The following is a 13,048-nucleotide window of genomic DNA, read 5'->3' on the forward strand; positions in this document are numbered from 1 at the left end:
GCCTTATGGCCGCCGTAGAGGCGAAATCATGAAGACAACCATCGAATTGCCTCTCCTGCCATTGCGTGATGTTGTGGTTTATCCGCACATGGTTATCCCGCTGTTTGTGGGGCGCGAGAAATCTATCGAAGCCCTCGAGGCGGCGATGACGGGCGACAAGCAGATCCTTCTGCTGGCCCAGAGAAACCCTGCCGACGACGATCCCGGTGAAGACGCACTTTATCGTGTCGGTACGATCGCAACGGTTCTGCAGCTGCTCAAGCTGCCTGACGGCACGGTCAAAGTGCTGGTTGAGGGCGAGCAGCGTGGCGCGGTCGAGCGTTTCAGCGAAGTCGACGGCCATTGCCGTGCCGAGGTTTCGCTGATTGACGAAGTCGACGCTCCCGAGCGCGAATCGGAAGTGTTTGTTCGCAGCTTGCTGTCTCAATTTGAACAGTACGTTCAACTGGGCAAGAAGGTTCCGGCTGAAGTCCTGTCATCGCTCAATAGCATCGATGAGCCAAGCCGCCTGGTCGATACCATGGCCGCGCACATGGCGCTGAAGATCGAGCAGAAGCAGGAAATCCTCGAGATTATCGATTTGTCGGCCCGGGTCGAGCACGTTCTGGCATTGCTGGACGCCGAGATCGATTTGCTGCAAGTCGAAAAACGCATTCGTGGCCGCGTCAAAAAGCAAATGGAGCGCAGCCAGCGCGAGTACTACCTGAATGAGCAGATGAAGGCCATTCAGAAAGAGCTCGGCGATAGCGAAGAAGGCCATAACGAAGTCGAAGAGCTGAAAAAGCGCATTGATGCCGCAGGCTTGCCAAAAGACGCGCTGATCAAGGCCCAGGCTGAGCTGAACAAGCTCAAGCAAATGTCACCGATGTCTGCTGAAGCGACCGTGGTGCGTTCCTACCTTGACTGGCTGGTTCAGGTGCCGTGGAAGGCACAAAGCAAGGTTCGTCTGGATCTTGCGCGCGCAGAAGACATTCTTGATGCCGACCATTATGGTCTGGAAGAAGTCAAAGAGCGGATTCTCGAATACCTCGCCGTACAAAAACGCGTGAAGAAAATCCGCGGTCCGGTGTTGTGCCTGGTCGGTCCTCCTGGTGTGGGTAAAACCTCTCTGGCGGAGTCGATTGCTCACGCGACAAACCGCAAATTTGTACGCATGGCCCTAGGCGGCGTGCGCGATGAGGCGGAAATTCGTGGTCATCGCCGGACTTATATCGGTTCGATGCCAGGAAGATTGATACAAAAGATGACAAAGGTGGGCGTGCGCAACCCGCTATTCCTGCTCGATGAAATCGACAAGATGGGCAGCGACATGCGTGGCGATCCGGCATCGGCTTTGCTGGAAGTGCTCGATCCCGAGCAAAACCACAATTTCAACGATCACTATCTGGAAGTCGACTACGACCTGTCCGATGTGATGTTCCTTTGCACCTCGAACTCGATGAACATTCCGCCGGCGCTGCTCGACCGGATGGAAGTGATTCGTCTGCCGGGCTACACCGAAGACGAGAAGATCAACATCGCTGTCAAATACCTTTCGCCGAAGCAAATTCAGGCTAATGGCCTGAAAAAAGGCGAGCTGGAATTCGACACCGAGGCGATCCGCGACATCATTCGTTACTACACCCGTGAAGCCGGTGTGCGTGGGCTTGAGCGCCAGATTGCCAAGGTTTGCCGCAAGACGGTCAAAGAGCATGCGATGGAAAAACGCTTCTCGGTGAAAGTCACGGCCGAGATGCTGGAGCACTTCCTTGGCGTGCGCAAATTCCGCTACGGCCTGGCCGAGCAGCAGGATCAGGTGGGGCAGGTGACTGGCCTGGCCTGGACTCAGGTGGGCGGCGAGTTGCTGACCATCGAAGCTGCGGTGGTGCCGGGTAAAGGGCAACTGATCAAGACCGGTTCGCTGGGCGATGTGATGGTCGAATCGATTACTGCTGCGTTGACGGTAGTTCGCAGTCGCGCGAAAAGCCTGGGGATCCCGCTGGACTTCCATGAGAAGCGCGACACCCATATCCACATGCCGGAAGGGGCGACGCCCAAAGACGGTCCTAGTGCGGGTGTAGGCATGTGTACGGCACTGGTGTCGGCATTGACCGGGATTCCTGTACGCGCTGATGTTGCCATGACCGGCGAAATCACCTTGCGCGGCCAGGTTCTGGCGATCGGTGGACTTAAGGAAAAACTGCTGGCGGCACACCGCGGCGGGATCAAGACAGTGATCATTCCTGAAGAGAATGTTCGCGATTTGAAGGAAATTCCTGACAATATCAAGCAAGATCTTCAGATCAAACCGGTTAAATGGATTGACGAGGTCCTGCAAATTGCGCTGCAATACGCGCCGGAGCCCTTGCCGGATGTGGCTCCCGAGATAGTTGCAAAGGATGAGAAACGCGAGTCTGACTCTAAGGAAAGAATTAGCACGCACTAGTACGTATTAGCCTGGGGGGCTTTCTTGACAGCTTTTTAGAGCCCTTGTTATAAAGCGGCTCTTAAGTGTCTGTAGGCCATTCAGCACTCGTTTTTGCTTTCACCAAAAAACTTAGAATCATCTCAAATAGATATAAGGGGACTTAGAGTGAACAAGTCGGAACTGATTGATGCTATCGCTGCATCCGCTGATATCCCGAAAGCTGCTGCTGGCCGCGCGCTGGACGCTGTAATCGAATCCGTCACTGGCGCTCTCAAGGCTGGCGACTCTGTTGTTCTGGTTGGTTTCGGTACTTTCTCCGTGACTGATCGTCCAGCTCGCATTGGTCGTAACCCACAGACCGGTAAGACGCTGGAAATCGCAGCAGCCAAAAAACCAGGTTTCAAAGCCGGTAAAGCACTGAAAGAAGCTGTTAACTAAGCCTCACTCGGTTTTTTGCCTATCCGGGTCGGGGTCATCCCTGACTTGGCAGCGGAGCGGTAGTTCAGTCGGTTAGAATACCGGCCTGTCACGCCGGGGGTCGCGGGTTCGAGTCCCGTCCGCTCCGCCAGTTACGAGAAGGCGCATCCTCGGATGCGCCTTTCTTCTATCCGGATTCTACCCACGCTCCACGGTTGCCTAATTTGAAGTTCAACCGTTTCTGGGGGACGCATGCTGCAGAATATCAGGGACAATTCACAAGGCTGGATTGCCAAGACCATTATCGGGGTCATCGTTGCACTGATGGCTTTGACCGGTTTCGACGCCATCTTCAAGGCCACTACCCACCGTAATGATGCGGCCAAGGTGAATGGTGAAGAAATCAGCCAGAACGAGCTGAGTCAGGCGGTTGATATGCAACGCCGTCAACTCATGCAACAGCTGGGCAAGGATTTCGATGCATCCTTGCTTGATGAAAAAATGCTGCGCGATGCTGCTTTGAAAGGGCTGATCGACCGCAAACTGTTGCTGCAAGGCGCAGAAAAATCGAAATTCGCTTTCTCCGAAGCTGCACTGGACCAAGTGATCCTGCAAACGCCTGAATTCCAGGTCGACGGCAAGTTCAGTCCTGAGCGTTTCGACCAGGTGATCCGTCAGCTGGGCTACAGCCGTATGCAGTTCCGCCAGATGCTGGCTCAGGAAATGCTGATCGGCCAGTTGCGCGCCGGCCTGGCAGGTAGCGGTTTCGTCACCGATGCACAGGTGCAGGCTTTCGCTCGTCTGGAAAAACAGACCCGCGATTTCGCGACCCTGAACGTCAAGGCAGATCCAGCGGCGGTGAAGCTGACTGATGAAGAGGTCAAGGCTTACTACGACGAACACGCCAAAGAGTTCATGACGCCTGATCAGGTGGTCATCGATTACCTCGAGTTGAAGAAGGCTTCCTTCTTTGATCAGGTCGCTGTCAAGGACGAAGACCTGCAAGCGCTGTATCAGAAAGAAACCGCGAACCTGGCCGAACAGCGCCGGGCTGCGCACATTCTGATCGAAGTGAATGACAAGGTGAACGAGGCGCAAGCCAAGGCGAAGATCGAAGAGATTCAGGCGCGTCTGGCCAAAGGTGAAAGCTTCGAGGCCCTGGCCAAGGAGTTCTCGCAGGATCCAGGTTCGGCTGCCAACGGCGGTGACCTCGGTTACGCTGGCCCGGGCGTTTACGACCCGACCTTTGAGAAAGCGCTGTATGCGCTGGGCAAAGACCAGGTGTCGGCGCCGGTGCGCACTGAATTCGGTTTCCACTTGATCAAGCTGTTGGGCGTTGAAGCACCGCAAGTGCCAAGCTTCGCCAGCCTGAAAGACAAGCTGACCAAGGAACTGAAAACCCAACAGGTCGAGCAGCGTTTTGTGGATGCGACCAAACAGTTGGAAGATGCCGCGTTCGAAGCTTCCGACCTGGCTCAACCAGCTGCGGACCTGAAACTGACCGTCCACACGTCCGCGCCGTTTGGCCGTGAAGGTGGCGAAGGTATCGCGGCCAACCGTGCCGTGGTCACTGCCGCATTCAGCCCGGAAGTACTGGATGAAGGTGCCAACAGCACCGGCATCGAACTGGATCCGGAAACTGTCGTGGTGCTGCGTGCCAAAGAGCATCGCAAGCCTGAACAGCTGCCGCTGGAAAGCGTCGCTGCGAGCATCCGCGTGCAATTGACCAAGGAGCACGCCAGTGCTGCTGCCAAGACCAAGGCTGATGAGCTGATCGCCAGCCTGCGTGATGGCAAGACGCCGCTCGCCAGCCAAAGCTGGAAAGTCACCAACGCGGCGACTCGTGCTCAGGAAGGGGTTGACCCAACCGTGCTGCAAGCGTTGTTCCGCATGCCAAAGCCTGCAGCCAAGGACAAGCCGACTTTCAGCAGCGTGACCCTGACTGACGGTAGTCTGGTGATCGTGCGTCTGAACGGTGTGAGCGAAGCCGCAGCGCCTTCTGAAGAAGAGAAGGCTCAGTATCGTCGCTTCCTCGCGTCGCGCGTTGGCCAGCAAGACTTCGCGGCCTATCGCAAGCAACTGGAGAGCCAGGCGGACATCAAGCGTTACTGATGCCTGACTGACCCGTTAGTGGTAAACAAAGACCCTGGCCGAAAGGCCGGGGTCTTTTGTTTTGTGCGGTTCAAAGCGTGGCTGGGAAACCATGGCGCCGGGCGTTCAATGCTACCAGCAGGCTTAGTATCAGTAAGCTGCCGATGACCCATGGAAATGACATCACCCCGAGATTTTCCAGCAGCATGCCGCCCGCCAGGCCACCGCCGGCAATTCCCAGATTCCACATCGTCACCAGCATCGACTGTGCGGTGTCCGACGAGTCGCCTGCGGTTTTCGCCAGGGCGGTTTGCAGCAATGTCGCCAGTCCGCCAAAGGCCAGCCCCCAGATCGCGATCGATACGTAGATCACTGCAGGTGAGCCGCTGCGAAAGGCCAGGATCAGCGCGGACAAGGTAAATAACCCGCAACTGATCAGCACCAGTTCGCGTAACCAGCGATCAATCAGCAGGCCGACGATCCAGATACTCAACAGCGCAGCCAGACCAAACACCAGCAGCACCTGATCGGTTTGTCCGGTGAGGCCAGCAGGTTGCAGGAAAGGCGCAATGTAGGTGTAGAGAATGTTATGGGCCAACACATAGGCGAACGTCACCAGCAATACGGCTTTTAAACCTGGCAAGGTGATGACCTGCCGCACCGGTAAGCGTTTTTCGGCACTTTGGCCGGCAAAGTCCGGGACTTGCCAGCGAACCCAGGCGACCAGCAACACCGTCAGTCCGGTCATGACGGCAAAGCTTGCTCGCCAACCCGCGACCGATCCTAGAAAAGTCCCGGCGGGAACGCCCAGGGATAGCGCCAGCGGCGCTCCAAGCATCGCCACGGCAATCGCTCGGCCCTGCAGATGTGGCGCAACCATTCGGCTGGCATAGCCGGCCAGCAGCGCCCAGAGCAATCCGGCGAAGATCCCGGCAAACAAACGTGCCAGCAATGTCAGCCAATAGTTGTCGGACAGCGCGGTGACGCTGTTGACGAGGGCGAAGCCACCCATTGCAATCAGTAGCAAGGGGCGTCGACGCCAGCTCCGGGTGGCGATGGTCAGGGGAATTGCCGCCAGCAGCGAGCCGATTGCATACAACGTGACCAGTTGACCGATCAGTGCTTGCGAGACGCCCAGGCTTTCGCTCATTTGCGGCAGCAGGCCGGCGGGTAAGGCTTCGGTCATGATGGTGATGAAACCGGCAGAGGCCAGCGCCAGGAGTCCGCCGATTGGAAGTCGTTCGGCGCGATGCCGGTCAGCCGCCGATAGCGATGTGGTCAGTTCAGATTCATTCATGTGCTCAGGTCCGTATCAGAGGTTATGACTACGGAGCCAAGGGTAGGGCGCTGCACCTTGCGGAAAAACAGGCTAAGGTTCCGAACTTACAGGACGAGAATGTCCGCAATGTCGGGAGTATGCGATGGATAGCCTGGGCAGTATTTCGGTGTTTGTGCAGGTCGCGGACACCCGCAGTTTTACCGAGGCCGGGCGTTTGCTGGGCGTTTCTTCGTCGGCGGTCGGCAAAAGTGTTGCGCGACTAGAAGAGCGGTTGGCGGTGCGTCTGTTCCATCGCAGTACGCGTAGCATCACCCTGACCGCTGAAGGTGCGCTGTATCTTGAACGCTGCCGCAGGATTCTCGCCGAAGTCGAAGCCGCCGAGTTCGAGTTGTGCAGTGCGGCCAGCGCGCCTCGGGGGAAACTGCGCATCAGTGTGCCGCAGGTTCACGGGTTGGTGATGCCGGTATTCACCGAGTTCATGCGACTTTATCCAGACATCGAACTGGACGTCGACTTGTCGGATCGCATGGTGGATGTGGTCGAAGAGGGGTTTGATGCAGTGGTGCGCACAGGAAACCCGAAGGACTCGCGCTTGATGGCACGACAATTGGGGCGCTTTCGGTTGGTGTTGGTGGCAACACCTGGCTACTTCGCCGCGCAGGGTGTGCCGCGCACCCTGGAGGATCTCGCAGGGCATGCCTGCCTGCGCCATACCCTCCACGCCACCGGCAAGCTGGAGCCCTGGCCGTTGCAGCGGCTGGCGGATGGTAGCGAACCGCTGTTGCCGACGCGGTTTGTCACGACCTCCATCGAAGCTGTGCACCATGTACTACTACAAGGACTGGGAATTGCCTGCCTGCCGGATTTTATGGTCCGCGAGGCAGTGGAGCAGGGGCGCTTGCAGCGAGTGCTGGATGAATACCTTGAGTACAGCGGCACGTTCTGGATGCTTTGGCCATCCAGTCGCCATGCCGCGGCCAAATTACGGGTGTTCATCGATCATTTGTGCCAGCGACTTTTTCCGGTAAACGAAGGTCAGTAAACTTGTATCGTTTACAAGACACTAATCCATGCGCCGTTACGGGGTGATCTGTTGCACAATAGGCCCCGGATCGTTTTCTTCAGGATGTTCAATGTTCAAATCATTCCATGTGCGTGCCGCCGGGCTGGCGTTGGTACTGGCTGCAGCAGCCGGTTGTACCAAGGACCAGGCCATCTATGAGCATGAAAATTTCGATGATTCCGGGACGTTTTCGCGCAAATACCCGGTTACCGATGTTGCTTCCTGCGAGGCCGCTCGTCGGGCGTTGTTGAGCCAGGGCTACATCATCACCAGCACTGATCCGAAACTGGTCAGCGGTCACAAGAGCTTTCAGCAGACCGGCGACACGCATATGGAGATCAGCTTCAACGTGGTCTGCGCCGAAGACAGCAAGCATCACGCGACGATGTTCGCCAATGCCTTGCAGGACCGTTACGCGCTGAAGAAAACGAACAACTCCGCCAGCCTCGGCGTCGGTGTGTTGGGCTCGGTGTCGATGCCGATTGGTTCTTCCGATGATTCGATGGTCAAGGTCGCCAGTGAAACCGTGTCCTCCGGGAAGTTCTACGAGCGGTTTTTCACCCTGGTCGAGCTGTTCCTGCCGCCTGAGGTGAAGAAAGAGGCGCATATCGTCGAGAAGCCAAAGGCCGATCTGGGTGTGCCTGAACCCACGGCAGCCCCTGCAGCGCCAACATCCACGCCTGCAGCAGCGCCAACTCCAGCGCCTGCCGAGCCGGCGACGACTGCACCAGCGCCAGCGGTGAGTGCGCCGATAGAGCCTATATCCGCCGTATCGGCACCTGCAGCGGCGTCGGTTGCACCTGCGAGCAATACCGAGCCGACACCGGTGTCTGAAGTCATCACGCCACCGGCGAATCCGAGTTCGTTGCCGGCACCGACCGAGCCAATTCCGGCACTGCCATCGTCCGGCAAGTAATCTGAAGTCGAGCACTGTGGGGGCAATGGCTGATCCTGCAGTGTTTCTTCAGACGCATCTGCACCACCAGAGGCTGATTTTCTTCAGCTTTTATTCAAAGTCCCCCGTGATAAATTCTTGAGTGCCTGCTACGTTTTACTAGCAGGAACGTACCGCTGTGCCCGCGTCATTTTTCTTTCATACGGGCACTTTATGCTGAGGGCGAAGGTCATTGGTATAACGGTTTAACTCGACTCAAAAGGACATCCCTATGGACGATTATCAAGAAGAGCTGCTTGAATACCAGGCGTTTGAACTGGACCCTCTGGAGCCCGCCGAAGACGCCACCGAGTTGTAACAAAGCAGCTGCAGGCTAGCCGTCAGGCTGATTGCCTGTGACTGCGACGGAACTCGCCAGGTGTCTGGTTGTTCCAGCGTTTGAAGGCGCGCTGAAAGGCTTCGGCCGAGGCAAACCCCAGCAGGTAGGCGATTTCGCCAAAGGCCAGTTCCGTGTCGCGGATGTAGGTCATGGCCAGATCGCGGCGAGTGTCGTTGAGAATCGCGCGAAACTGCGTACCCTCCTCGGCGAGCTTGCGACGCAAGGTCCAGGTCGGCAGCTTCAGGCGTGCCGCCACTTCTTCCAGGTCGGGTTCGCGACCTCCATTGAGCAACGGCCCCAGCAACTGAGTGATGCGTTCACGCAGGCTGCGGGTGCGAGTCAATTGCTCCAGCTCCCGTTCACACAGCTTGAGCAGTAGACGCCAGGTACTCGGGCAGTGCTCGGGGTTGCGCAGTGCCAGGCTGGCCTGACTCAGCCTTAGTTGGTTGTGCTCGGTACCAAACTGGATCGGACAATCACCCAGCAGTGCGTAGCGCTCGCGGTAATCCGGCTCGGCGAACTCGATGTCAATGCGTTCGGCGTGCAGCGGCTGGCGGCTCACGCTGGATAACTGCTGCAACCAGCTGGCGATGATCGAATCCACCACAAAGCGGTTATAGGCGTTGTACGGGCTGATGGAGTAGAACCGTAGCCATGCGCCCTGGGCATCTTCATGAAAACTCGACTGGCCGCGGTAATTGGAGCCGTACAAGGCCTCGAAGCGAATCAGGCAACGCGCCGCTTCGCGCACGGTTGGCGCCTGAGCGGCAGTGACGCCGGCCAGCCCGACCTGGCTGAGGCGGCTCAGTTGGCCCATACGCAGACCCAGCGCCGGGTCGCCGGTCAGTTGAATGGCCGCGTGGCCCAGGCGCATGTAGCGCGGGATCGACAACCGCGCGCCGGCTTCGGCTAACCGCGCCGAGTCGAGTCCGTATTGTTCCAGCAGCGGCTGCGGGTCCAGACCGTGGCTGGACACTGCGTCAGCCAGGCTATGGACGAAGCCGACCGATAGATCCCCGAGGCGCATCGGCTGTGGTTTCATCACTTACAACCAGATATTGAGCAAACGTGCGCCGCGGGCTTCGCGGTCGGCGAAGTGTTGGCCGTTGCTGCTGAGAAAGCTCTGGCCGACGCTGCCCTGATCCCAGAATTGTCCACGCAGGAACACGCTGACACCAGCACTGGCCTGACTGACCGGGTGCTGACTGGTCAACGTCAGGCGATGCCAGGCCTGACCCTCGCTGAGCGCGCCGGGTTCGAGGCCGATTTTGCTCGGGGTCGATGAGCCTTTGTCACCGCGCCAGGGTTTGTCCCAGGTATTTCGGCCGATGACAAAGGCCGGCACGGCGATCAACTGAGCGCCCTGATCGTTGAGTTTGCGATAGTTGTCCGGGTACCAGCTGTCGTTGCCGATCAATACGCCCAGACGTCCGGCCGGAGTATCGATGACATTGATCACTTGATCGGTGCTGGGCTGGATGAAACCCCGTTGATCGAAGGCCGGGCTCAGCTGGCGCTGCGGTTGGCCGATCGGCAAGCCATCGCGACCGAACACCAGGCTGCTGTTGTACAGCGCGCCACGACCGATTTTCAGCGTGCCGTCGCTGACACTGGGTTCGGGTAGCACGATGCTGCCCGCCACCAGGGTGATGCCGAACTCGTTGGCCAGCCCACCGAACAGCGCCTGGTACTGCCTGGCCATGCTTTTGGCTTTCATGCGCAGGTACGCGTCATCCAGGCGGCTGTCGCCCTTGGCGCTGATCAACGCGCGCAAAAAGCTCAGGGGATTGCTCACCGCCAGCCAATTCATGGCTTCATCCAGCGTGCTGGCTTGATACAGCTCGTCTTTCTCGCCGCTGACCATCAGCCAGGTACCAATGTGTTCCGGCAGCACGACGATGGTCTTTTCGTTCAGCAGGCCTTGTTCGCGAGCCCGCTGCAGATAGGCCGCGAGCTTGCGGTGCAGGTGTTCGGGGCTTTGATAATCGGTGGGGAACAATTCGGGCTGGATGCCCAGCAAGTTGCCGCGATCGGCAGGAACGCCCTGGTTAACGGTGAGGTTGATGCGCAGGTCCGAGAGATAATGGCCAACCGGACGATCAGCGGTCCACATCGCGTACGCGGCGATGATGGCGACAAACGCGATGGAGACGGTCAGATAAAGAAGTTTGCGCATGGGGAAACAGTCAGCGGCCTTGTGCAGGATTCGCCGACTAGGGTAGGCCCCATGCCGAGGAATGCCAAGTGGTGCTGCGCGTTTGGATCAATAAGTTGTCAGTTACGGTCATTGAGCGATGACAGGCCTGCTCTTAGTCTGTGGCACATAACCGATGGGTGCCAAAGAGCGCCCGCACTATTTTCGTGATTGTTCGTTGTGGAGCTACCGATGACCGCCGCTCATTACCCGAACCTGCTGGCCCCGCTGGACCTGGGTTTTACCACGTTGCGCAACCGCACCCTGATGGGTTCGATGCACACCGGCCTTGAGGAGAAGCCTGGCGGTTTCGAGCGCATGGCGGCGTACTTCGCCGAACGTGCTCGCGGTGGTGTTGGCCTGATGGTCACCGGCGGTATTGGCCCGAACGATGAGGGTGGGGTGTACTCCGGCGCTGCCAAGCTGACCACTCTCGATGAGGCGCTCAAGCACCAGATCGTCACCCGTGCCGTGCACGAGGCGGGTGGCAAGATTTGCATGCAGATTCTGCACGCCGGGCGTTATGCCTACAGCCCGAAACAGGTCGCGCCGAGTGCGATCCAGGCGCCGATCAACCCGTTCAAGCCCAAAGAGCTGGACGAGGAAGGCATCGAGAAGCAGATCAGCGATTTCGTCACCTGTTCGACCCTGGCGCAAAAAGCCAAGTATGACGGTGTCGAGATCATGGGCTCGGAAGGTTATTTCATTAACCAGTTCCTCGCAGCCCACACCAACCACCGCACCGATCGCTGGGGCGGCAGCTATGAAAACCGTATGCGCCTGCCGGTGGAAATCGTCCGTCGCGTACGCGAAGCGGTAGGCCCGAATTTCATCATCATCTTCCGTTTGTCGATGCTCGATCTGGTGGAAGGCGGCAGCACCTGGGAAGAAATCGTTCAGTTGGCCAAGGCCATCGAGCAAGCAGGCGCGACCATTATCAACACCGGGATCGGCTGGCATGAAGCGCGGATTCCGACCATCGCCACCAAGGTTCCACGTGCAGCCTTCAGCAAGGTCACGGCCAAGTTGCGTGGGGAGGTGAGTATTCCGCTGATCACCACCAACCGCATCAACACCCCGGAAGTCGCCGAGCAGATCCTCGCCGAAGGCGATGCCGACATGGTGTCGATGGCGCGGCCGTTCCTCGCCGACCCGGAGTTCGTCAACAAGGCCGCTGCCGGTCGCGGTGATGAAATCAACACCTGCATCGGCTGCAACCAGGCCTGCCTGGACCACACCTTCGGCGGCAAATTGACCTCGTGCCTGGTCAACCCGCGGGCGTGCCATGAAACCGAGCTCAACTACCTGCCGGTGCAGCAGATCAAGAAAATTGCCGTGGTCGGCGCTGGCCCTGCGGGTTTGTCCGCGGCCACCGTGGCCGCCGAGCGTGGTCATCAAGTGACGCTGTTCGATTCCGCCAGCGAAATCGGCGGCCAGTTCAACGTCGCCAAGCGTGTGCCGGGCAAGGAAGAGTTCTTCGAAACCCTGCGCTACTTCAAGCGCAAGTTGCAGACCACGAATGTCGAGGTGTGCCTGAATACGCGGGTCGATGTCGCGCAGTTGGTGGACGGCGGTTATGACGAGGTGATTCTGGCCACCGGCATTGCACCGCGTGTACCGGCGATTCCGGGTGTCGAGAATGCCAAGGTGTTGAGCTACCTGGACGTGATCCTCGAACGCAAGCCGGTCGGCAAGAGCGTTGCGGTGATTGGCGCCGGCGGTATCGGTTTTGACGTCTCGGAGTTCCTCGTGCATCAAGGCGTCGCCACCAGCCAGGACCGTGAAGCGTTCTGGAAAGAGTGGGGCATCGATACTCATCTTGAGGCCCGTGGCGGTGTCGCCGGGATCAAGGCCGAACCTCACGCGCCGGCACGCCAGGTGTTCCTGTTGCAGCGCAAGAAATCCAAGGTCGGCGACGGTTTGGGCAAAACCACGGGCTGGATTCACCGCACCGGGCTGAAGAACAAGCACGTACAGATGCTCAACAGCGTCGAATACCTGAAGATCGATGACGAAGGCCTGCACATCCGCATCGGTGAAACCGGTGAGGCGCAAGTACTGCCGGTGGACAACATCGTGATCTGCGCTGGACAGGACCCGTTGCGCGAGTTGCACGACGGACTGGTGGCGGCCGGGCAGAACGTGCATTTGATCGGTGGTGCGGATGTAGCGGCCGAGCTGGATGCCAAGCGCGCAATCAATCAGGGTTCGCGCCTGGCAGCTGAGTTGTAATCACGCAAGTCCAGAGTTAACACCCTGCTTGTGGCGAGGGGGCTTGCCCCCGTTGGGTCGCGAAGCGACCCCAAATTTACGACTGCTGCGC

Annotated in this window: 9 protein-coding genes and 1 tRNA gene; 7 read left to right on the forward strand and 3 right to left on the reverse strand. The window is 58.5% G+C overall.

The window, feature by feature from the left end:
* Positions 1-28 precede the first annotated feature (28 nt).
* From lon to KRR23_RS16275, 4 genes are all read left to right on the forward strand, one after another.
* On the forward strand, positions 29-2,425 hold the full coding sequence (gene lon, locus KRR23_RS16260; RefSeq protein ID WP_054596542.1) for an endopeptidase La: 2,397 nt from the start codon (positions 29-31) through the stop codon (positions 2,423-2,425).
* A 147-nt stretch (positions 2,426-2,572) separates the two neighbouring features.
* Positions 2,573-2,845, forward strand: a complete 273-nt coding sequence (locus tag KRR23_RS16265) for an HU family DNA-binding protein (protein ID WP_002552737.1) — start codon at positions 2,573-2,575, stop codon at positions 2,843-2,845.
* Positions 2,846-2,898: 53 nt separating this feature from the next.
* Positions 2,899-2,975: transfer RNA gene (locus KRR23_RS16270), tRNA-Asp, on the forward strand.
* 101 nt (positions 2,976-3,076) lie between these two features.
* Positions 3,077-4,936: a SurA N-terminal domain-containing protein gene (locus KRR23_RS16275; RefSeq protein WP_216743334.1), complete on the forward strand. Its 1,860-nt coding sequence runs from the start codon at positions 3,077-3,079 to the stop codon at positions 4,934-4,936.
* 70 nt (positions 4,937-5,006) lie between these two features.
* Here the strand turns inward: KRR23_RS16275 and KRR23_RS16280 are convergent, their stop codons facing one another.
* Positions 5,007-6,212, reverse strand: coding sequence for an MFS transporter (locus KRR23_RS16280; protein WP_216743335.1), 1,206 nt, complete (start codon positions 6,210-6,212; stop codon positions 5,007-5,009).
* 124 nt (positions 6,213-6,336) lie between these two features.
* On the opposite strand from KRR23_RS16280, the gene KRR23_RS16285 reads away from it, so the two are divergent.
* Positions 6,337-7,236 (forward strand): LysR family transcriptional regulator, encoded by a 900-nt coding sequence (locus KRR23_RS16285; RefSeq protein WP_216743336.1) that lies wholly within the window; start codon positions 6,337-6,339, stop codon positions 7,234-7,236.
* Positions 7,237-7,327: 91 nt separating this feature from the next.
* On the forward strand, positions 7,328-8,173 hold the full coding sequence (locus tag KRR23_RS16290) for a DUF2242 domain-containing protein (RefSeq protein WP_216743337.1): 846 nt from the start codon (positions 7,328-7,330) through the stop codon (positions 8,171-8,173).
* 359 nt (positions 8,174-8,532) lie between these two features.
* On the opposite strand, the gene KRR23_RS16295 is transcribed toward KRR23_RS16290, so the two are convergent.
* Together KRR23_RS16295 and KRR23_RS16300 are read right to left on the reverse strand one after the other, a co-directional pair.
* Positions 8,533-9,573, reverse strand: coding sequence for an AraC family transcriptional regulator (locus KRR23_RS16295; protein ID WP_216743338.1), 1,041 nt, complete (start codon positions 9,571-9,573; stop codon positions 8,533-8,535).
* Between the two features lie 3 nt (positions 9,574-9,576).
* Positions 9,577-10,707, reverse strand: a complete 1,131-nt coding sequence (locus tag KRR23_RS16300) for a nitrilase-related carbon-nitrogen hydrolase (RefSeq protein ID WP_216743339.1) — start codon at positions 10,705-10,707, stop codon at positions 9,577-9,579.
* A gap of 210 nt (positions 10,708-10,917) precedes the next feature.
* Here KRR23_RS16300 and KRR23_RS16305 point away from each other — a divergent pair, with 210 nt between their 5' ends.
* On the forward strand, positions 10,918-12,957 hold the full coding sequence (locus tag KRR23_RS16305) for an FAD-dependent oxidoreductase (RefSeq protein WP_216743340.1): 2,040 nt from the start codon (positions 10,918-10,920) through the stop codon (positions 12,955-12,957).
* The last annotated feature ends 91 nt before the right edge of the window (positions 12,958-13,048 follow it).

Source organism: Pseudomonas sp. CVAP#3 (assembly GCF_018986375.1).
GTDB lineage: Bacteria > Pseudomonadota > Gammaproteobacteria > Pseudomonadales > Pseudomonadaceae > Aquipseudomonas > Aquipseudomonas helvetica.

Bases quoted from the DNA above. Each gene is read 5' to 3' on its own strand.
- KRR23_RS16305 (WP_216743340.1), top strand. From the start codon at position 10,918: ATGACCGCCGCTCATTACCCGAACCTGCTGGCCCCGCTGGACCTGGGT.
- KRR23_RS16275 (WP_216743334.1), top strand. From the start codon at position 3,077: ATGCTGCAGAATATCAGGGACAATTCACAAGGCTGGATTGCCAAGACC.
- KRR23_RS16300 (WP_216743339.1), bottom strand. From the start codon at position 10,707: ATGCGCAAACTTCTTTATCTGACCGTCTCCATCGCGTTTGTCGCCATC.
- KRR23_RS16290 (WP_216743337.1), top strand. From the start codon at position 7,328: ATGTTCAAATCATTCCATGTGCGTGCCGCCGGGCTGGCGTTGGTACTG.
- lon (WP_054596542.1), top strand. From the start codon at position 29: ATGAAGACAACCATCGAATTGCCTCTCCTGCCATTGCGTGATGTTGTG.
- KRR23_RS16280 (WP_216743335.1), bottom strand. From the start codon at position 6,212: ATGAATGAATCTGAACTGACCACATCGCTATCGGCGGCTGACCGGCAT.
- KRR23_RS16285 (WP_216743336.1), top strand. From the start codon at position 6,337: ATGGATAGCCTGGGCAGTATTTCGGTGTTTGTGCAGGTCGCGGACACC.
- KRR23_RS16295 (WP_216743338.1), bottom strand. From the start codon at position 9,573: ATGAAACCACAGCCGATGCGCCTCGGGGATCTATCGGTCGGCTTCGTC.